Raw genomic sequence first — 21,089 nt, 5'->3', positions numbered from 1 at the left:
GAACGTCTGGGGGGACGATTCGTGACTCGTTCGCGTATGACCGGGGAATCTGGACCGGTATCCGGGGGAGAACGTAGGCACACAGCCGCGTGGTGGACGCTCGGGCCGATTGTGGCCGTCATCGCGGTGGTGGCGGTCGTGGGGTCGTCTATGTTCGCACCGCCGCCAGACGCCGAGTCCGCGGCACGTGCAGTGGACGTCGAGGAGATCGCCGATCCCGACGTGATTATCGCCGCCGATCCAGCCGGAGCGCGCAGCATCGGTGGCGAAACCGGCCAGGATATCGGAGCGACGTTCCCCGAATCTCAAAGCGGCCCCGGCGAGAAGGCCGAGGTCGCGCGGACCTTGTGGTGGACGTGGATCGCCCCGCGCACCGGGCCGATGCGCTTCTCAACCGTCGGAAGCGAGATCGATACGGCGATCACCGTGCACGCGCAGGCACCTTCGGGTCCCGTCGTCGCGGCGGGTACCGACGCCGGCGACCTCGACACGGCCGAGGCCGTCGCCGATGTCGACGAGGGCGAGACATATTACGTCGAGGTGACGTCCGAAGAGCCTGAGCCCGAGGCGGGTCTCGTCGTGCTGTCGTGGCAGCCGGTGGCCGCCGCGGTCGATCCCGGCGCAGAAGCTCCGGCGCCGCTGACCGCGTCGGAGATCCCCCTCGTGGGAACCACCGGCGAGAAGCCGCAATCCAAGGTCTGGTCGGCGGGTGGCTCGTGGTGGGCTGTGGTCGCTTCGACCGCGACCACGCCGGTCGGCACGTGGGTGTGGCGCTACGACGGCAGCCGCTGGGCCGCCGTGCATCAGGTGTCGGAGCGCACCGACGTGCGAGCCGATGTGCTGCCGGTCGGCGACGTCGTGCATATCGCACTGCACGGGCCGGTGACGACCCTCGTCTCGCTGCAGTACGACGCGGGGGCGGCATCATACCTGCCGTGGAGCGCACGGACGGCGGCGACGACCATCAGCCTGCCGGGCAGCGAGACGGCGACGATCGATATCGACAGCACGCAGCGCATGTGGCTCGCGACCGAGACGTCCTCGCAGATCCAGATGCGCTGGTCGGACGCCCCCTACACGACCTTTTCGGCGCCGATCAACGTCGCCAGCGGCATCACCGACGACGACATCGCCGTCGTCACCGCCCTTTCCGGGCGCATCGGAGTGATGTGGTCGAATCAGTCGACCCGCACGTTCGGCTTCCGCACGCACGTCGACGGTGCGAGCCCGGCGACGTGGACCGCCGACGAGCAGCCCGCCGCGGCATCCGGACTCTCGGTCGGCGGCGGAATGGCCGATGACCACGTCAACGTAGCGCTCGGCGCGGACGGCACGCTGTACGCCGCGGTGAAGACCTCGTACGACAGCTCCAGCCGCCCCGTCATCGCGTTGCTCGTGCGTCGCCCCGGGGGCACCTGGGATCCGCTGCGAGAGGTCGATCGGCAGGGAACACGTCCGATCGTGCTCGTCGACGACGCCACGCAGACGCTGCGCGTTCTCTACACCGCCAGTGAACTGCTCGACGACATCCTCGAGAAGACGACGACACTCGGCGCGCTGGATTTCACCGGGTCCGCAGATGTGGTCACGTCTCGCTCGACCAATAACATCACCGGCGCCAAGCGGAACGTCGCCGGTCAGACCCTCGTGCTCTCCAGCGGCACGTCGTCGACGGCGACGAAAGTGCTGGACTGGGTGCACCCCGGGGCGCCACGCGCGGACGACTCGACCGTCTCGACGACAGCAGGTCAAGCCGTCTCGGGGGCGCTCGATGTCGAGGGCACCATCGACGCGGTCGAGATCCTCACGCAGCCTGCATCGGGAGGCCTCGATGTCGACGGAACGAACTTCGCCTACCGCCCCGCGGACGGATTCGTGGGGGTGGATTCCTTCACCTTCCGGGTGCGAAGCGGCGACCTGTGGTCGCCGGCGGCCACCGTCTCCATCGTCGTCTCGGACGCCGAGGGGCTGCGCGGGGCCTGGAACTTCGACGAGGGCGTGGGCGCCATCATCAGTGACGCGTCGCTGTGGGGCAACGATGGCGCAGTGCAGGGAGGCGCGACCTGGATCGCGGGGACGGATGCCGGCGGCGCGCTGCGCCTGGACGGGCACTCCGGTCGCGTAGTCATCGCGCACAGCCCCGCGTTCGAGGCGCTCGACCAGCTGACCGTGTCGGCGTGGGTGAAGCCCGAGAAGGTGGGCACCCAATACGTCGTGAAGAAGGCCGACGGCGACGTCGTCGACGGGTTCGAGCTGAGCTTCGCCTCGACCGGGCGCGCCTACTTCCGACTGGATCACGCCACGTCGGGGAACGACTTCCGGTTGCAATCGCCGACGGCGCTGGCCGCCGACGGGCAGACGTGGTTCCACCTCGTGGGGACGTTCGACGGATCGGCCATGAAGCTCTACATCGACGGGGTGGAGGTCGCGTCGAAGGCGGGTCCGGACGATGTGTCCACGAACTCCCTGCCGCTGATGTTCGGCGCGCAGGAGAACCTCGACAATCCGCTGCAGGGCGCAATCGACGCCGTCCGCGTGTACGACCGGGCGCTGACCGCCGCTGACGTGGAGATCCTGCACGACGGGCAGGATCCCGGACCCGGGCCGGAGCCCGAGCCGGCACCCGAGCCCGCTCCCGAGCCGGGGGCTGTCGGACTCTGGCGGTTCGACGAGACATCCGGTGCCACCGCGTACGACTACTCCGGGCTGGGAAACGATGGCGTGACTTCCGGCGGCGTGCAACGCGTCGAGGGTGTGCGCGGTGACGCGCTTGACTTCGACGGTGTGACGGGACGCGTGACGGTAGCCGACGACGCGAGCCTGGACGTCTCGGGTGCGCTGACGGTTGCAGCGTGGGTGAGTGCCGAACGCGCCGGCACCCAGGGCATCGTGAAGAAATCCACGAACGGCGGCGTGGACGGGTTTGAGGTGTCGATCGCCACCAACGGGCGTCCGTTCTTCCGGGTCAACCAGGCCACGTCCGCAGACGCCTACCGCGTGAACGCACCGACCGCGCTGCCTACAGACGGCACCTGGGTACACCTCGTGGGCACCTATGACGGCGCCCAGTTGCGCTTCTATGTCGACGGCATGCTGATCGGCAGCACCACCGGGCCGGTCTCCATCGCCGCCAACAGCCTGCCGCTCATCATCGGCGACCAGCCCGGAGGTGGGTTCCCGTTCGCCGGCGGCCTCGACGACGCGCGCGTCTACGATCGCGCGCTGTCCGCCGCTGAGGTGACGTCGCTGTTCATCGGGGAGGTCGCCGCGCCGGACCCGGAGCCCACGCCCGAACCGACGCCTGAGCCGACACCGACGCCGAAGCCGACGCCTGAGCCGACACCCGACCCGGCTCCGACCCCGACTCCCAAGCCGGGCTCGGTGGGAGCATGGCGTTTCGATGAAGCGTCCGGTGCGACCGCGTTCGATGTGTCGGGGGAGGGCAATCACGGCCTCATTGCGGGATCCGTCGAGCGTGTATCTGATGGGGTCTCCGGCAGTGCGCTGGACTTCAGCGGCGGCAGCGTCGCGGTCGCCGACGATGCGACTCTCGACGTAGCGAACGCCTTGACGGTCTCGGCGTGGGTGCGGCCCGACCAGGTCGTCACCCAGAATGTCGTGAAGAAGTCCACCAACCACGGAATCGACGGGTTCGAGCTGTCGCTGGCGACGACGGGAAGGCCATTCTTTCGCGTGAATCAGGCGACCTCGGCCGACGCATATCGTGTGTCGGCGCCCGCCGCCACCGCCGCGGACGGCGCGACGTGGACGCACCTGGTCGGTACTTACGACGGCGCCGAGCTTCGGCTGTACGTTGACGGAGTGCTCGTCGCGACAGCGGCGGGGCCGGCGGTCATCGCGCAGAACGACCTCGCGCTGACAATCGGAGACCAGCCGGGTGGCGGCTTCGCGTTCGCGGGGACGATCGACGACGTGCGCGTGCTCGATCGTGCGCTCGCGGCGGGTGAGGTTGCCGCGCTCTTCGCCGGTGAGTCGACTCCGCCGGAGCCTGAGCCGGCTCCCACGCCCGCGCCGGCTCCCACGCCCGCGCCGGAGTTCACGCCCGCGCCGGAGCTCACGCCCGCGCCGGAGCCGACGCCCGAACCCGAACCCGAACCGGAACCGGAACCGGAACCGGCTCAGCTGGTACCGGCCGGGTCCAGCGGTCGCTGGTGGTTCGATGCAGTGAGCGGAACGACCGTCGCCGACGACTCCGGCAACGGCAACGTCGGCACGCTCATCGGAGGAGCGACGACGACGGCGGGGGTGCGCGGGAATGCGTTGCGGCTGGATGGGGTCGACGATCGCGTGAGCGTCGCCGACAGCGCCGCACTAGACCTGGCCGGGCCGTTCAGCCTCTCCGTGTGGGTGCGTCCCGATCGCGTGGCAACGCAGTCGCTCATGAAGAAGGCGACCAACGGTGGTGCCGGGGGGTACGAGATCTCCCTCGCCGCGAGCGGTAAAGCATTCCTCAGGGTGAACCAGGCGACCTCCGGTGACCAGTACCGGGTCAACAGCACAACGTCGTATCCGGCGGATGGTTCTACCTGGGTACACCTGGTCGGCACGTTCGACGGGCAGACCCTTCGTCTTTACGTTAACGGCTCGCTCGAGGCCGAGAAGGCCGCTGCAGTGACTGTCGCAGTCAACGACCTGTCGCTGGCGATCGGAGCGCAACCTGATGGCGTGCATCCGCTGCGGGGTGCGATCGACGAAGCGAGTGTCTACCCGAGGGTGCTCACCTCGGTCGAGGTGGCGGCGTTGGCTGCGAGCGTCGGATGACGGCCCTGACCGATCGTCCCGCGATGAACGCTCCGGGCGCCCTGACGCTCCCTCTCGCGACGCGGATCCTCGACGTGGGCGTCGTCGACGGAGACACGGCACGACGGCTCGCAGATGGGGGGTGGTGCCGCTACATCGGCCTCGTCCCGGCGCACGCTCTGCACACCGTACGCACGGTTGCCGGCGAGACCGCGTCGAAGTTCCACCCGATCAGCGACGACCTCGACCTCGCCGCGGCCTCCGCTGATCTGCTCATCCTCCGGGGGTCGATCGTGCGGGTGCTGTGGTCTCTGCAGCACCTTGCGGCCTTTCGCTGGGTGGCCGTGGACGCGAACATGACCGAGGGGCGCGCGGCGGCCGAGATCGCGCGCCGACGGGGGAGGTTGCGCCGGATCGGCGCGACATCGCAGTGGGGCGGCTCGTTCGTGCTGTACGAACTCACGAACTCGGCGCCGCGTCGCACACGCATCCATTTCTCACCGGAGTGGGGTGTCGAGGGGCTGGCCGCCCGATTGCGGGATGCCGGCATCGAGTACGCCGTGTTGCGCTGGTTCGAAGAGCTCCCGCATATCGCGCCAGGGGAGGACCTCGACATTCTGGTGCGTGACGCCGACGTGGAGGCGTTCCGCACGCTCGTCGAGACCGAGCCGGGGACGATCCCGATCGATCTCTACAGCGAGAGCGGGCTGGACGGGTCCGACTTCCGTGGCGCCGCCTACTACGTGCCGTCGCTGGCCCGTCAGATCCTCGGCCGTGCGGTCGTGCACCGTAGCGGTATGCGCGTGCCCGCGCCCGACGATCACCTGCACTCGTTGGCCTACCACGCGCTGTTCCACAAGGGCGCCGAGTCCGGGTTGCCCACCGCGATGCAGGTGCCGGTGGCAGGGCCGGCGGAGCACGACTACCCCGACGCCATAGCTGAGGCCGCCCGCGTGGCAGGGCGGGCGGTGCCCTCCGATATGGAGGGACTCGACGATTACCTCGCTGCTCAGGGGTGGCGCCCTCCGCTGGATGCGATGCGCCGCCTGGCTGGCGATAACCCCTGGCTGCGCGCACGCATCGGCGCGAACCGGGGCGCGGACTCGGCACCTGAGGCCGCCGTCTTCCTCGTGCGCGAACGCACCCTCGAAGACATCGACCCGGAGGAGATCAACGCCCAACTCGAGGCGCTCGGCTTCGACATCGTCGCCACCGAGGTCTTGAACACCTCCGCCCGCGAACGCGCCGTGTGCGGCATCCGCGGAGGAAACTGGTCTGCCGGGCCGTACCCGGTCAGCGGCGGCGACCCGGCCCTCGTGATCGTCGCCGTGCACTACAGCCCCGAACCCGTCGAGCCCGCCTGGCGGGACCGCTACGCGCACCTCACCAACGCCGACACGCTGGCGGCGAAGCTGGCCGTGCGCGCGCTGGTAGAACGGCGCGTCTCTCCATCCGAGGCCTACAACCCGATGCACTCGGCCGATGATCCCCACGAGGCGTGGGAGTATCTCGAGGCCATCGACGAGCACCTCGCTCTGCGCATGCGTGACGCGGTCGCCGCGCGACTGGCGCGTCAGCAGGCTCCGCGTGACACGGTCCGCACACTCAGTCGCGGCCGACGCGCGCGGGTGGACGTCGTCCGCACTGATCGTGGGTTTGCGGTGCGCAAGACGTTCACCGATGCGGGGCGGCGGCATCTGGCCCGCGAGCTCGCGGCACTGTCTGCCCTTGCACCGCTGGCCACGATCCCCCCGCTGCTCGCTCGAGGACGCGACTGGTTCGAGATTCCGTACTACGACGACGCGCTGGCCACCCGCCGCGCGACGCTGCTGCCGCTGCGGGTCGTGCGACAGATGGTCGCCGCTCTCGCCGACGTGCACGATCGTGGATTCGATCTGGTGGATGCAAAGCCGGACAACTTCGTGTGGGACAGCACGGGGGGCCTGCGGCTGGTGGATCTCGAGTTCGCTTACGACGGCGACGCGTCGCCTGGCGGGTTCGCCGGTGGTCCGGTATTTCACGCGCCCGACCCGAACCGCTATCCCGACCTGCCGGTGGGTGACTCGTCCTACGCGGTGCGGTGGCTCCCGCACACCGGCATGCCCGCCGGTGTGCTGCTGCACGGGTCACTGGTGGTGCAGCACGCACGACGCGTCGCCTTTCGTCTCACCCGCGCTGTCGTGGCTCCCGATGCGGTGCCGCGTGCCGCGGTGCGTCGCCTGCGGGGAGTCGCGCGCTCGGCTCGGGCGACCGTGCGCGATGCGCTGCTCGCCGCCGCCGCCGCGCGCGCGGCCACCGCATCACAGGCTGCACGCGCCTTCGCGGCGTCCGATGAGAGGGCGAGCGCATGACCGAGCGGGTGCCGACGGTGACAGTGATCGTGCCGGTCTTCAACGATGTCGACCGGCTGCGCACGTGTTTGGCGCGCATCGCCGCGCAGGACTATGCGGGACTCACGACGGTCATCGTCGTCGACAACAGGTCGTCGATCGACCTGAGACCCGCACTGCCCGCGGGCGATGACCGGTTTCGGCTCATTCGGGAGGAGCAGCGGGGGTCGTACGCCGCGCGCAACGCGGCGCTGCCCCTCGTCGACACCGACTACATCGCCTTCACCGACGCGGACTGCCGGCCGCAACCCGCGTGGTTGAGCGCCGCGATCGGTCGGCTGCGTGCCGTCGACCTGCCCGACGCGGTCGGCGGCGACATCCACCTCGTGTTCGAGCGCAGCGACGACCCGACCACGGGTCCGGAACTGTACGAATCGGCGCACGAGTTCGATCAGCGGCAATTCGTGGAGTCGCTCGGATTTGCGGCGACGGCGAACCTCGTCGTTACCCGCGACATCCTCGACCGTGTCGGGCCCTTCAACGCCGACCTGCAGTCCGGGGGCGACGACGACTGGGGCCACCGACTGCACGCCGCCGGCGGGCGCATGGTCTATTGTGCCGACGCCGTCGTCGACCATCCCGCGCGCTCGACCTGGCCCGAGTTGACCAAGAAGGCCGTGCGCGTGGCCGAAGGTATGGCCGGTCTGACGCAGGGCCAAGCGCCGGCAGAGGACCTGCGGTATCTCTACCGGGAGGCGCGGCTAGGTGCGGCGACCTGGATCTCGATCTGGCGGCGGGAGCGGCCCGACTCCGCGGGTGCGAAGGTGCGCTACGCGGCCGCGCTGTCGTGGGTCTCGCTGCTGCGGTGCACGGTGCGCGTACGTCAGCGGTGGATGCCGCGCAAGGCGATCTGATCCACATCGTCCAGGTGTGCGCGCCGCCACCCCCATGACCAGCCGACCCGCCACACCGCGTTCGCGATGCGTGAGGGGACGGTGGTGCGCGGCGGAGAGGCCTCGACGATGGCGGCCTCGGGAGCCGGAGGCCGGCCCGGCGGCGGAGCGAGCGCGATGCCGGATTGTGCGGCCTCGGCGATGACGCCTGCGTAGCGGTGGCGCAGTCGACGCGCGCCCACGCCGTATGCCCGCGCCTGCCGCACGACCGCCCGCAGTCCCGTGCGCTGACGCACGTGCAGGAGCATGCAGGGCTCGTACGTGAGGGCGAAGCCGGCCAGCTGTGCGCGTAGGCAGAAGTCGTCGTCTTCTGCGGCCAGCGCCGATTCATCGAACCCGTCGATGGCGGTGAACACCGTCCGGTGCATCGCCATGTTCCCGGCTCCGGCGGTGAGGAAACCCGGCAGGAACCCGACGGCGCTCAGCGAGTCCAACTGCGGCGACCACGAGACGGTGAAAGCGCCGGTGCGCAAACGGTCACGCGCGAATCGTCCGGCGACGAAGCGGCTTTTCGACAGCGCGTCAGCGACCGCGGCCACCCAGCCGTCGCCCACGATGTCGTCGGCATCGCAGAAAGCGATCCACTCTCCCCGCGCGGCGGCGACCCCGATGTTGCGGGCCGCCGCCGGTCCGCGCCGGCGTGATGCGTCGACGAGTCGAATGTCGTGGTGCTCTCTGGCCCATTCCGCGACGAGTTCGCGTGTGCCGTCGGTGGATCCGTTATCGGCGACGATGATCTCCCACCCGAACGTCGGTCGCTGCGCGATGAGCGCCGACAGTTGCTCGGGGAGTGTCTCGGCGGCGGCGTACGCTGCGATGACGACGCTGAGTCTCAAGGGCGGGGGCGTGGTCATCGCCGCAGGCGCTCCCACGCGATCGATCGGATTCTCTGCCCCCGCTGCAACAGATCGCTCATGGTGACCGCGGTGAGTCCCGAGCTGCTCAACCGGGTCAGCAGGTGGTCGAGCACGCCGGCACGGTCGAAGCGCGGCGGCGCTTCGCCCGGCGCGAGCCGGTCTGCCCGATCATCGTGCAGCAGCAGCACGCCACCTGGATGCACGCCGTGCCACGCACGCGCCGCGATGCGCTCTTCCGGGTCGTCGACCCAGTCCATCGCGTCCGCCGACCAGACGGCGACTTCCAACCCCAGTCGGTCGATGGCTCGCGCCTGGGCGAACGTATGTTGGCCGTACGGCGGTCGGTAGAGCGCAAGCGGTGTGCCGCCGAGGGGCTCGATGTCGTCGCGCGCCCGCGCGACCCGGGCGCGCGCTTCGCTCGTCGACATCGTGAGCAGTGACGTGTGGTCGGCACCGTGCAAGCCGAGTTCGTGCCCATCGGCCACGATGCGCCGGATGATGTCCGGGTTCGCACGCGCCGGCTCGGCCAGGACGAAGAACGTCGCGGTAGCGTGATGCGCGGCGAGCACATCGAGGATTCGCGGGGTATGCAACGGATGCGGTCCGTCGTCGTAGGTGAGCGCGAACTGCGTCGACGACGTGTCGACGCAGAACGTTCCCAGCGATCGCCAGGCCGCGGCCGGCACCACGTTCCGGAGTACGCCGCCGTACCGTCGCGGCGTCAACGGGTCGCCGTCGATCTGCCGGCGCCGCACTATCCGACCGGGCCGGGCCTTCACCGCGCCCCCCGCCGGATGCCCGCAAACCGTGCGCGCATGCGCTGCGCCCAGGGCCGGGCACGCAACAGCACGCGGGACGCACCGTGCGCGGCCAACAGCACGCTCACCATCTCGCGACGGTCCGGGTACAGCGCGGTCGCATCGACATACCGAGGGTGCATACACGGGTCAAACGTCGTGATTGTGGCATCCGCCATCAGACGCTGCTGTTCGAGAACCCGGCCGAGCACACCGGGACTGAACGCGGCGAAGCGCTCGTCGTAGGCGTCCATCGTCCCGAACGCGTGACCGTCGATAACGAGAACGAGTGACGTAAAGATGACGTACTCGGCGGAGCGCAGCGTCAAGACTCTGAAATCTCCGGACGCCCCGAACTGCGCAATGAAGTCCAAAAACCACGCGAGTTCGGCCGGCTTCTTGCGCTGGGCCGTTCTACGCTCGCCTTTCCATCCCGCTGCTTCGAGATCGAGGAGTGTCTCGAGCGCGGCCATATCGCTGCCGTGGTCGGTGAACTCCAGCGGCCCGACCTCGCGCTCCAGTCCGCTTCTCAGGCGACGCAGACGCTTGCGACGTGCGCTGCTGAGATGCTCGGGTGCGTGCACGGGTGATGTGGCGTCGGCGAACGCGCGGGCGAACCGTGACCGTTCCTGCACCGGGACGCCGACGCGCGCGCACTCGCTCCGCAGCGTCGCTGACACGGGGCCGTCCGCCGGTAGCAGAGTGAGTTCGACGAGACCGGGCAGGCGCGACGCACGCGACGACAAATGGGCGAGCGTCGCGGCGATGGCGCGCTGCGGCGAGGCGGCGTCGATCAGCGGCACGCACAGTGACGCGCGGCGACCGAGGTACGCACCGGCGGTGCTCGCATAGCGCAGGGGTGTCTTCGCGAATCGCCCCAGCGCCGACAGCGGTGTGACCGCGATCCACTCATCGCCGTCCTCAACGATGACGAGCCTGATGTCGTCGAGTCCGTCCAGCATCCGATGCGCTGTCAGCAGGTAGCGCGGGTCAAGAAACGGGTTCGGTTCGAGCGCGCGCCGGCTCAGGTTCTGCCAGCGTTCCCTGTCGACCTCGGTGACGTCGCGCAGCGCGAGAGTGCGCGCACGCGTGGCGCCGGCCTCATCGGGCGACATGGACGTCGCGTTCGTCGCGTCGGCGGGCCACGAACGCCGCCGGGAATCCGGCGACGAGACCTCCCAGCTCGGCCACCGCGCGGGTCAGCGTCAACGCCGACCGTGCTCGCTGTCGCACTGTGCGGGGTTCGCCGTCCAGTTTGCGGGCGCGCATGTGGCTGGCAGCGAGCCACAGGTACTGCCGCTGCTCGTGCACCGTCGCTCGGGCGTAGTAACGCACGATCGGGTCACGCCAGCCGAACACCCGAACGAGCATCACGACATGGTTGCGGCGCAGATAATAGAGGTAGCGGCGATCGAACCTCTTGCCGCCGATGCCGTAGGGCGCGGCGACGTGGTGCACAAGCGCGTCGGGCTGGTACACAAGACGGCCGCCGGCGTTCTTCAGTCGCAGCGAGATATCGGACTCCTCGCACAAGCACGTGCCCGGATAGTTACCGTGGATGCCTCCGATCGCATCGAGCGCGGAGCGCCGGAACGACATGTTCGCCCCCAGCAGGTGATCGACCTCGATCACCCGCCCGGTGTGCGCGGCGAAGTTTCCGGTCAACCGGCCATCGGCTAGCAGGCGACCCACATCGCCGAGGCCACGCGTTTCCTCACCCTCGATGTCGTTGAGGGCGCGGCCGCCCACCCCGACGACCGAGGGGTCGTCGTAGGGCACGACGAGATGATCGAGCCAGTCCGGTTCGGCGAAGGCGTCATCATCGACGAATGCGATGATGTCGCCGCTCGTCGCAGTGAAGCCGATCTGTCGTGACTCCGCCGTCGTTCCCCGACCCAGTTCGTTGCGCAGCAGGCACACCTGCGGGAACTCCTCGCGCACGAGACGGACGGTGAGGTCGTTCGGTGAAGCGTCGACCACGAGGATCTCGTCGGCAGGACGGTGCAGCTCGTGCAACCGCGTCAGACACGTGCGCACGTGGTCCGGACGGTTGTAGGTGACGACGACGACGCTGACGGTGACCATCAGAACCCTCCGGCGGTGTCGGGCACCGACGACAGGCGGTACCAGTCGCGACGACGCAGGGGCGAAGTCAGCACGGTGCGCCACGGGCGGCTCTGCCGGCGCGCCCACTGCTCGTACACGCGGGGCTTCGAATAGTCCGACGCGTGCCCCGACCAGCCGAACTTGCGGCGGATGGTGTCGTGGTCGCGCACCCACGAATAGTGCAGCACTGCAGACTCCTGCCGGACGACCTCGTGCACGAGCGTCTCGTGGTGGTGGGCCGGGTCGGTGTTCCACGGGCGCAGATCGACCCGATAGAGAGGTGCGTCCGCCTGCCGGGACTGCACAAGGCGCGACCCGGCGCGCACCGCGAGCGGTCCAGGGTACGACGCGACGGGACGCCAATAGCGGCTGCTCGCCTCGAGAAAGCGCCCCGGCGCGACACGGGAGTACAGCCAGCGCGACGGGTAGTGCAGCGCTGATGCCCCGGTGGCTTCGGCGCGACCGAGCGAGCGGAAGAACTGCGCGGCATCGAGCATCACTTCGTCGGTGTCGAGCTGGAGCACCCAGTCGGCCCCCTCGGATGCCGCTTGCAGCGCCTGCTGACGCTGATGAGTGTCGTTGTCGAGCGGATCATGCTCCAGGCGGGAGTATCGTCCCGGCATCTGCACGCACTTGCCGTCGGTGTCGAGGGCCTCGACGATCGCGAGGCACTCCTCCACCGGCAGCGGCGTACCCGTCCACGATGTGGCGGTCTCGTCGTAGGACAGCACGATCCGGTCGACCCGGTCGTAGTAGGCGCCGACGCTCTCGGCAAGGAACGCGGGATCCGCGAGCAAGACGTAGGCCGAGGTGCGCATCAGATGTAGTCCGCGAACTCGCGCTCGTTCTTCTGGAACACCAGTGTCCCGAGGAGCAGCACCAACGGCGCCGACACACACAGCGCCACGATCTGCCAAGTGGCGGGAGCTGGAGTCTCCAGCACCGACCAGCGGAACACCTCCAGGAACCAGGTGACGGGGTTTGCCTCGAACAGCCAGCGCAGGTTGTCCGGAACCGCCGCCAGTGAGTAGGCCAGAGGGCTGGCGTACATGACGATCTGCATGAACCAGGGCAGCACGTAGCCGACGTCGCGGTACTTGACCATATACGCCGCCGCGGCCAGGCCGATGCCCAGGCCCAACATGAGGATCAGCAGGATCCACACCGGCAGCAGCAGAACCTCCCAGCCGGGGGAGATGCCGAAGACGAACAGCAACACCACGAGAAGGCTGAAGGCGACGACGAAGTCGACCACGATCGACGCCAGGCTCGAGATCGGCACGAGCATGCGGGGAAAGAACACTTTCTGTACGAGCGCCTGATTGCCGACCATTGACGACGCCGCCCTGCCGAGCGCGCCGTTGAAGAGGTTCCAAGCGAGGGTTCCGGCCAAGGCGAAGACGAACGTGGGCGTACCGTCGGTGGGTAGACCAGCGATGACGCCGAACACGATCGTGAAGATGCCCGCCGTGACCAGCGGCTGCAGGATCACCCAGGTGATGCCGAAGACGGTCTGCCGGTAACGAACGATGATGTCGCGCTGTGCCAGGCGCACGGCGACCTCGCGCGCATTCCAGATCTCGCGCCACGGTGGCAGGTTCAGCCGGCCGGGAGGAGTGATGACGGTCCGCTCGACGGAGTGCGACATGTCAGCTCCTTCCTTCATATGCGAAGTCCGCGAAGACGAGGCCCTTCTCGGTGCCCGACGACTCGGTGAACTCGGGGTAGGGCAGGTCGGGCAGTACTTCGAACCGCCATGCCCCCTCCCACGCATCCAGGACACCGGCTTGGCAGACGTACACGTCGACGGTGTACTGACCGGGTTTGAGCCACAAGTTGCGGATCACGAGGCGGCCAGTCTGTGCCTCCTCGGGATCGAACCAGGTGCCCACCAGGCGCGAATCGCATTGGGAGATGACCGATCCCTGGTCGTTGTTAATGTGCATCGACACGAAGTAGGCACCGATCAGGTTCTTTCCGCGAGGGGCGGTGAAGTCCACCACGACGTCCTCTCCGGACTTCACGAACTCGTCTTCCATCCACACGCGGTCTAGCCGCACCCGTCCGTTACCCGGCCGCTTCGTGGCGTCGCTCTGCGCCGCCGCGAAGCTCTCGAAGCTGTCCCGGTAGGCCTCGAGCGTACCGTCGACGGTCCCCGAGTACACGAGCTTGCCCCGATCCAGGAGCATCGCCGACGAGCACAGGGCCTGCACCGTCTGCAACTGATGGCTGACGTACAGCACGGTGCGGCCGCCGGACGCCGCTTCGCGCATCTTCGCGATCGAACGGCGCTGGAACTCGGCGTCGCCGACGGCGAGCACCTCGTCGATCGCGAGGATTTCGGTGTCCAGGTGCGCGGCAACCGAAAACGCCAGCCGCACGTACATGCCGGACGAGTACCGCTTCACCGGCGTGGCCAGGAACTTCTCAATGCCCGAGAAGTCGACGATCTCGTCGTAGCGCTTGAGGATCTCCTTGCGTGTCATGCCGAGGATCGCGCCGTTGAGAAAGATATTCTCCTTGCCGGTGAGCTCGGGGTGAAACCCGGTGCCCACTTCCAGCAGTGAGCCAATGCGCCCGTTCATCTCGATCCGGCCACGCGAAGGCGATGTCACCCGAGTGAGCAGCTTCAGCAACGTGGATTTGCCGGCGCCGTTGCGGCCGACAATCCCCACCGCTTGCCCACGCGGAATCTCGAAGCTTACGGCGTCGAGCGCGTCGAACAGCGTGTACTTCATCCGCCCGGTCGACCGCAACCATTGGAAGGCCGCTTGCGCGGCCGTCGACGGTCGTTCGCCCGTCGCACCGAGCCGGTACGTCTTCCCCAAATCGGCAACACGAATCGCCGAATCATCCCCAGAAATCACAGTGGTTCCTCCCCCAAAGCCCACAGGATGGTCCAAACATACAGGTTTCGGTGGTTTTGCGGGGAACTATCCAATCTCAGCGGCCCACGGCGACCCGGTTCCACACGTCGGCGTGCGCTCGCGCACTGCGCTCCCAGGTGAATTCGCGCGCTCTTTCGCGGCCGCGCGCGGCCATCGCCGCCACGGCAGGTTCCCCGGACGTCGCGAACACGATCCCTTCCGCGATCGCCGAGGGCACAGGATCGACCAGTACCCCACCCTCACCGACGACCTCGACCAGCGAGCTCGTCCGCGCGGCGACGACCGGCACCCCCACCGCCATACCCTCCAGAGCGGGGAGCCCGAACCCTTCGTACAGCGAGGGCACCGTGACGGTGGCAGCTCCCGCGAGCAGACCTGTGAGAACTTCGTCATCGAGACGGCCGACCAGACGGGTGCGCGGCAGCGCGCGGAACAGGTCGGTGCGCCGCGGATGGGGTGGGCCCGCGAGGACGAGCGTCAGGTCGGGACGCGCCGAGGCGACCCGCTCCCACGCCGCGGCTAGCGCCGCGAGGTTCTTGCGCTGCGACGCGCCACCGGCGTGGACGACGTACGGATCCTCGATCCCCACAGCAGCGAGCCGCTGCGGGGAGAGGGCGGTGGCTGTGAAGAATCGCGCGTCGACGCCGTTGTGTATCGCGTGCACGTTGTCGATGCCCAGGAACTCCGACACGTCGTCGGCGGAGAACTGCGACGGCGCGATGACGGCCGCCGCTGCGCGCAGTTCGCGGGCGGCGAACGGCTCGGGTGACGACTCGTCGTCGAAGCGCCACGCGACGGTGTCGTGGATGGTGATGACCTCGGGGACCCTCGCCGGCGGCATGCCCAACCCCATCCGGTGAACGACGTCGGCGCCGCGGTACAACGCGGCGCCGGCGAGCGCGCGGGGGACGTGCGGTGCTCGGGTCAGTACCCAAGCTGGCAGGCGGGTGGTACCGGCCAGGTCGGAGCGCAGCGACCGGGCGATCTCGCGCGAGACGGTGTCGGCGGCCGACAGCACGCCGGGTGCACGGCGAACGATCTCCTCTTCGTAGACCTGCTGACCCATCGGCGCGCTGGTGGCTATGGTGGCGAATGTGATGTGAATGGTCTCGTCCTCCGAACCCGAGGTGGGCGTGTCGATGCGAGCGTAGCGAGAGAAGGTCGTGTGGCCCAGGTCGCCCTGATTGCGAGTTCATTCCATCCGCGTGTCGGAGGGGTCGAAGAACACGTCCGACACACCGCTCGCGCCCTTCGCGCGCGCGGCATCAGCGTCGTCATCTGGACGGTCGATCGGGGCGACCCCGTGCCGGCGGTTGTCGACGGCGTGCCGGTGCGAGTGCTGCCCTGCCCGCTGCCGGCTCGCAATGCGCGTTCGCTGGCCTCGTTCGCGCGGCGGGCGCCGGCGGCGTTTACGCGATGGTTGCGCGCGGCGCGGGCGGACCGTCCTGGCATCCTGCACGTGCACTGCTTCGGACCCAACGGTGTGTGGGCGCTGGCGTTGGCGCGCGTACTGCGTCTTCCCCTGGTCGTCACCGCCCATGGAGAGACGTTCGGTGACGCCGACGGCGTCTTCGCCACTTCGGCGCTGCTGCGACGCAGTCTGCGGGCCGCGCTGCAACGCGCCGACGCAGTGACAGCGTGCTCCCGTTTCACTGCGCGTGACCTCGAGGAGCGTTTCGAGCTCGCGCCGGATCGCGCCGAGGTGATCATGAACGGCGTGGACCTCGACGAGCCGGCGGGAACGGCGCCCTCGCTGCCCGGGCGCTACGTGCTCGCCCTCGGGCGGGTCGTGCACACCAAGGGGTTCGACCTGCTGCTGCGCGCGTTCGCGCAGGCACGGCTGCCCGACGACGTCTCGGTTGTCATCGGCGGGGACGGACCGGAGCGCCCCGCGCTGGAAGCGCTGGCGGACGAGCAGGGTCTGGTCGGCCGCGTCCTGTTCACCGGAAGGCTCGATCGAGGAGCTGTCGTGCGCGCGGCGGCCGCGTCTGCGGCGCTGGCCGTGCCCAGTCGCGTCGAGCCGTTCGGCATCGTTCTGCTCGAAGGATGGCGGGCCGGTGTGCCCGTGATCGCGACCTCGCATGGCGGGCCTCCGGAGCTCATCAACGACGGCACCGACGGGTGGCTCGTCGATCCCGGTGACACGGTCGCGTTCGCCGCGGCGCTCGAGCGGATCTTCGACGTGCCCGAGGTCTCGGCCCGCATCGCTGCAGCGGGGCGGGATCGCGTCACTGCGTTCACGTGGGACCGCATCGCCGCCGAGTATGCCACGGTCTACGAGCGGGCGCGGGTCAGGCGGGCGCGGGGATGACGGCGCCGGAGAGCGTGCTGGTGAGCGTCATCGTCGCGACCAATCGCGCTGGAGAGTTTCTCGACGAGGCGATCGGCTCGCTCGCCGCGCAGAGCGAGACCCGCTACGAGCTGATCGTCGTCGACGATGGTTCTCCCGATCCCACTGCTGTGCGCCAAGCGGCGGCCGCAGTCGGTGGCGCGGTCGTGCTACGTCAGGCACCCGGGGGGCCGGCCGCCGCGCGAAACGCCGGTGTCCGCCGCGCCCGAGGACGGTGGCTCGCGTTCCTTGACGACGACGACCGGTGGCACCCCGACCGCCTCGCCGCGCAGCTGGCGCGGTTCGATGCGGACGCGGCCGCCGTCGCCGGATACTGCGGCATGCGGACCATCGACGCTCGAGGCGAGGTGCTCATCGACGCCGACCAGGTCGCCGTCGACGACGAGGCGGACATCGCCCGTCGACGCACGGGCATCATTTTGCCGAACCTCATGGTGCGCACCGACGTGTTCACGGAAGTCGGAGGGTTTGATCCCGCGCTACGGCTGGCCGAAGACCTCGATTTGCTACTGCGCGTCGCGCAGCGCGGGCCGGTCGTATTCGAGCCGCGTCCCCTCGTGGACTACCGCACCCACGGCGACAACGTCACGCGGCGCTTCCGTTCGCTCGTCGACGCGATCGGCGGCGTCTTGCGACGTCATCGCGCTGCGGCCGAGACTCGCGGCGAAACCGCGCTCGTGGCGGCGTTCGACGAGAGCCTGCGCAAGAACGACCGCTACGCGTGGTGGGCAGCGGGTCGTGCCGCCCGCGCCTCGTGGGCCGAGCGCCATCCCGCCACGGCCGTGGGCCACTTGTGCTGGGCGCTGCGTACCGCGCCGGCCGGGCTGCTGGACGGGCTGCGTCGCCGGGTGCGTGCACAGACCCCTACTATGGGCGCTGAGCGGGGGCTCATAGACGGGGGACTCTCATGAGAGTGTTGCGAATCGCGCACCACGGTGTCGTATCGGCGTGGCGCGAACGGGAACGGGCGCTTCGGGCGCGCGGACTGGACGTGCGGCTACTTTCGGCGCAGCGCTGGAACGAGGGTGGGCGCGCCCTGGCGCTGCGATCCGACGGCGACACTTTCGTCACGGGTGCCGGCACGCTCGGATCCCACCCGAATGCGTTTGTGTATTCCCCGCGGCGCATATGGCGGGCGCTCGGATCGTGCCCCGACATCGTCGACTTGCATGAGGAGCCATTCGCGCTCGCCACGGCCGAGATTCTTCTGATGCGGTTGCTGCGTCGGCGACGGGCGCCTTACGTGGTGTACTCGGCGCAAAATATCGACAAGCGCTACCCCATCCCGTTCCGCTGGTTCGAGCGCTGGGCGCTGCGCGGGGCGGCCGCCGCCTACGTCTGCAACCGGGAGGCGGGCGAGATACTCATGCGCAAAGGGCTTTCCGGCCCCGTGCGGCTGATCCCGCTGGGGGTGGACACGGGGGTCTTCGCGCCCGCCGACCGCCCGCCGCCCGCCGCCGCGCTCACCGTCGGCTACGTAGGCCGCCTCGACGCCCACAAGGGCGTTGACGTGCTGCTGCACGCGGCGGCGTTGCGGACCACGTGGCAGGTGGAGATCACCGGTGACGGGCCGCGACGCACCGAACTGGTCGCCCTCGCCGCCGCGCTCGGGATCAGCGACCGGGTGCGTTTTCTCGGCTTCGCGGCGGGCGACGCCCTCGCCGGGCACTATCGCCGCCTCGACGTGCTGGCGGTTCCGTCCCTTCCACGCCCAGGATGGCTAGAGCAATTCTGCCGCGTCGCGGTCGAGGCGATGGCCTCCGGCGTACCGGTGGTGGGCAGTCGCTCGGGCGCGATCCCCGACGTCGTTGCCGACGCCGGCATCCTGGTGGCCCCGGGCGACGCGACCGCGTTGGCGGTCGCGGTCGACGAAGCCGGCGCCCCCGAGCGCTGGGCGCAGCTGCGCGCCCGCGGGCTGACACGTGCAGAGCGGTACACCTGGCAAAGCGTCGCCGAGATGCAGCACGCGCTCTACGACGAGATCCTGCCGGCGCGCAGCGCCGGAGCGCGACAGCGCCCACAGGTCGTCGCCGTCGCGTACGGCGACCCCGCCCTGCTGGAGGGCGCGCTGGAGGCGCTCGGCGAAGGGTTCGAGACGACGATCGTCGACAACTCCTCGTCGATGACGACCTCCCAGATGGCCGAGCGCCACGGCATCCATTACATCGACCCCGGCGCAAATCTCGGATTCGGCGCCGGGGTCAACGTCGCGCTGCGCTCACTGCGGGAACGGGGGCGCGAGGCCGACGATGTCCTGCTGCTGAACCCCGATGCCCGCATAGCGGGCATCGAGGTCGACCGCATGCACGAGAAGCTACACTCACGCCGCGACCTCGCCGCGGTGGGGGCGACCCAGATCGAGCCGGCCACCGGCGACCCTGTGCGCGTGTGGTGGCCGTTTCCTGGTCCTGGGCGCGCATGGCTCGAAGCGGTCGGCGCCGGCTTCCTCAATCGCACGCAGGGGTTCGTGATCGGGTCGGTGCTGCTGCTGCGCGCGGAGGCGCTGGCAGCAGTCGGCGAATTCGACGAACGGTTCTTTCTCTACGCCGAGGAGGTCGACTGGCAGAAGCGGGCGACGGATGCCGGCTGGCGGATCGGTCTCGCCGAGGTCGCCGCGACACACATCGGTGCCGCAACCAGCGGCGATTCCGACCGTCGCGACGCCCTGTTCTTCGCCAGCAACGAGATCTACCAGCGCAAGCACTTCGGTGCGCCCGGATGGCAGGCGTTTCGAGCGGCCATGGTGTTCGGGGCGGTCGTGCGCACCGTCGCGCTATGCGGAGAGCGCCGCGCCCAGGCGCGACGGCGCCTGGCGATATTCGTGCGTGGACCGGTGGCCCACGCGCGTCGCGTCACCTGACGGCATGCTTGTCTTCCCAGACCTCGCGGTAGACGTCGAGCGTGCGGTCGGCGACGCTGTCCCATGTGTACGCCGCGGCGTCCGCCCGTGCCTGCGCACCCATGCGCCGGCGCAACGCTCGGTCGGTGACCAGTGGGGCAAGCGATCGGGCGAGGGCGCGGCCGTCCCGATCGATGAACACGCCATTGGCGCCGTCGATCACGAAGTCTTCTGTGCCGTTCACCCGGTTGGTCGCCAACGGCAAGCCGGCGGACGCAGCCTCCAGGGTCACGAGGGCGAATGCCTCGTACAGCGTGGGGAAGACGAACACGTCCCCGGCTTGGAAGTAGTCCTCGACCCGGGGGGAGTGCCCCGCGAACACCAGTCGGTCACCGACGCCGCGCGCGGCGGCCTGCGCCCGAAACGGCGTCTGGTCGTCGCCGCCCACGACGAGCGCCTTCGCATGCGCCGGGAGGTGCGCGAGGGCGTCGACGAGAGGAGCGAGGCCCTTGCGGCGGAACTCCTTGCCGACGAACAGCAGCACGACGTCGTCGTCGGTGAACCCGTGCCGCGTGCGGATGTCGCGACGACGCTCGTCGGCATCGGAAGGCTGAAACCGGGCGGCGTCGACGCCGTTGGGGATGACGCTGATGAGCTCGGGTGGCACACCGTAGTGCTCGCTGACTTCGCGGCCGACTCCGTGCGAAACGGCGATGACTCGACGGAACGCGCCTGGCCGATAATTGCGCTTCTCGACTTGCAGGATCGCGTGGTGGTGCGGGTTGAGCAGGGCCCGGGCGCCCTCACCGTTGCGGAACTTCATCTCCCACCACGCGCGGTGGCAACTGTGCGCGGTGATGATGTCCTGGAAGCGCAGGGCGCACCCACCCTGGTTATGCAGGATGTCGAACCCGTGCGGAGCGGCCGCGCGGGTGGCCGCTGCCGAGTAGGTGGCCGGCGTCATGAACCCGGGGAGCGACGAGCGGGGTACTTGTTGCCAGGTCAGCGGGGGAGAGGGCGCCGGTTCGACAGCGGTGGACAGGAGTGTGAGGTCGATGCGACCAGCGAGACGGGCGGCCACCTCATAGGAGGCTCGTTCAATGCCGCCTTCGCGATTGAAGCGGAACGACGACATACCCACGCGCACGTCGCTATGTTATGGCACGCTCGTTCCCAGGGGAGACGCGCGGACGCTTACACGCGATCAG

General features: G+C 69.2%; 15 protein-coding genes. 6 read left to right on the top strand and 9 right to left on the bottom strand.

The window, feature by feature from the left end:
* Positions 1–111 precede the first annotated feature (111 nt).
* The 3 genes from JOD60_RS16020 to JOD60_RS16010 are packed head-to-tail and all read left to right on the top strand — an operon-like array spanning position 112 to position 8,005.
* Entirely contained in the window at positions 112–4,782 is a 4,671-nt protein-coding gene (locus JOD60_RS16020; protein ID WP_076691589.1) for a LamG-like jellyroll fold domain-containing protein, read from the top strand.
* Positions 4,779–7,112 (top strand): protein kinase family protein, encoded by a 2,334-nt coding sequence (locus tag JOD60_RS16015; protein ID WP_076691588.1) that lies wholly within the window; start codon positions 4,779–4,781, stop codon positions 7,110–7,112. Before JOD60_RS16020 ends, JOD60_RS16015 begins: the two co-directional genes overlap by 4 nt.
* Positions 7,109–8,005, top strand: coding sequence for a glycosyltransferase family 2 protein (locus JOD60_RS16010; protein WP_076691587.1), 897 nt, complete (start codon positions 7,109–7,111; stop codon positions 8,003–8,005). Before JOD60_RS16015 ends, JOD60_RS16010 begins: the two co-directional genes overlap by 4 nt.
* Here the strand turns inward: JOD60_RS16010 and JOD60_RS16005 are convergent.
* From JOD60_RS16005 to JOD60_RS15970, 8 genes are all read right to left on the bottom strand, one after another.
* Positions 7,975–8,898, bottom strand: a complete 924-nt coding sequence (locus tag JOD60_RS16005) for a glycosyltransferase family 2 protein (RefSeq protein ID WP_076691586.1) — start codon at positions 8,896–8,898, stop codon at positions 7,975–7,977. The genes JOD60_RS16010 and JOD60_RS16005 overlap by 31 nt on opposite strands.
* Positions 8,895–9,680, bottom strand: coding sequence for a polysaccharide deacetylase family protein (locus JOD60_RS16000; protein ID WP_307823879.1), 786 nt, complete (start codon positions 9,678–9,680; stop codon positions 8,895–8,897). Before JOD60_RS16000 ends, JOD60_RS16005 begins: the two co-directional genes overlap by 4 nt.
* Complete coding sequence (locus JOD60_RS15995; protein WP_076691584.1) at positions 9,677–10,813, bottom strand: GNAT family N-acetyltransferase; 1,137 nt, start codon at positions 10,811–10,813, stop codon at positions 9,677–9,679. Before JOD60_RS15995 ends, JOD60_RS16000 begins: the two co-directional genes overlap by 4 nt.
* The gene (locus JOD60_RS15990) at positions 10,800–11,783 is read right to left on the bottom strand and encodes a glycosyltransferase family 2 protein (protein ID WP_076691583.1); all 984 of its coding nucleotides are present in this window, start codon (positions 11,781–11,783) and stop codon (positions 10,800–10,802) included. Before JOD60_RS15990 ends, JOD60_RS15995 begins: the two co-directional genes overlap by 14 nt.
* Positions 11,783–12,622, bottom strand: a complete 840-nt coding sequence (locus tag JOD60_RS15985) for a hypothetical protein (protein ID WP_076691582.1) — start codon at positions 12,620–12,622, stop codon at positions 11,783–11,785. Before JOD60_RS15985 ends, JOD60_RS15990 begins: the two co-directional genes overlap by 1 nt.
* Positions 12,622–13,452 carry an ABC transporter permease gene (locus JOD60_RS15980; protein ID WP_198159070.1) on the bottom strand — a complete coding sequence of 277 codons (831 nt, stop codon included), beginning with the start codon at positions 13,450–13,452 and terminating at the stop codon, positions 12,622–12,624. The genes JOD60_RS15985 and JOD60_RS15980 overlap by 1 nt, the downstream gene beginning before the upstream one ends.
* Position 13,453: 1 nt before the next feature.
* Positions 13,454–14,671 (bottom strand): ABC transporter ATP-binding protein, encoded by a 1,218-nt coding sequence (locus JOD60_RS15975; RefSeq protein WP_157127974.1) that lies wholly within the window; start codon positions 14,669–14,671, stop codon positions 13,454–13,456.
* Between the two features lie 76 nt (positions 14,672–14,747).
* Entirely contained in the window at positions 14,748–15,758 is a 1,011-nt protein-coding gene (locus JOD60_RS15970) for a glycosyltransferase family 4 protein (RefSeq protein WP_076691580.1), read from the bottom strand.
* A 33-nt stretch (positions 15,759–15,791) separates the two neighbouring features.
* Here JOD60_RS15970 and JOD60_RS15965 point away from each other — a divergent pair, with 33 nt between their 5' ends.
* The 3 genes from JOD60_RS15965 to JOD60_RS15955 are packed head-to-tail and all read left to right on the top strand — an operon-like array spanning position 15,792 to position 19,902.
* Positions 15,792–17,003 (top strand): glycosyltransferase family 4 protein, encoded by a 1,212-nt coding sequence (locus JOD60_RS15965; RefSeq protein ID WP_307823878.1) that lies wholly within the window; start codon positions 15,792–15,794, stop codon positions 17,001–17,003.
* Positions 17,000–17,953, top strand: coding sequence for a glycosyltransferase family 2 protein (locus JOD60_RS15960; protein WP_076691578.1), 954 nt, complete (start codon positions 17,000–17,002; stop codon positions 17,951–17,953). Before JOD60_RS15965 ends, JOD60_RS15960 begins: the two co-directional genes overlap by 4 nt.
* On the top strand, positions 17,950–19,902 hold the full coding sequence (locus tag JOD60_RS15955) for a glycosyltransferase (protein ID WP_076691577.1): 1,953 nt from the start codon (positions 17,950–17,952) through the stop codon (positions 19,900–19,902). Before JOD60_RS15960 ends, JOD60_RS15955 begins: the two co-directional genes overlap by 4 nt.
* Here the strand turns inward: JOD60_RS15955 and JOD60_RS15950 are convergent.
* Positions 19,895–21,016 (bottom strand): glycosyltransferase family 4 protein, encoded by a 1,122-nt coding sequence (locus tag JOD60_RS15950; RefSeq protein WP_076691576.1) that lies wholly within the window; start codon positions 21,014–21,016, stop codon positions 19,895–19,897. The two genes, JOD60_RS15955 and JOD60_RS15950, sit on opposite strands and share 8 nt — an antisense overlap.
* Positions 21,017–21,089: the final 73 nt, after the last annotated feature.

The organism is Microbacterium aurum (assembly GCF_016907815.1).
In the GTDB taxonomy this organism is placed as follows: domain Bacteria; phylum Actinomycetota; class Actinomycetes; order Actinomycetales; family Microbacteriaceae; genus Microbacterium; species Microbacterium aurum.
Note: the sequence above shows the minus strand (reverse complement) of the source record. Positions and strands in the feature narration are given on the sequence as shown.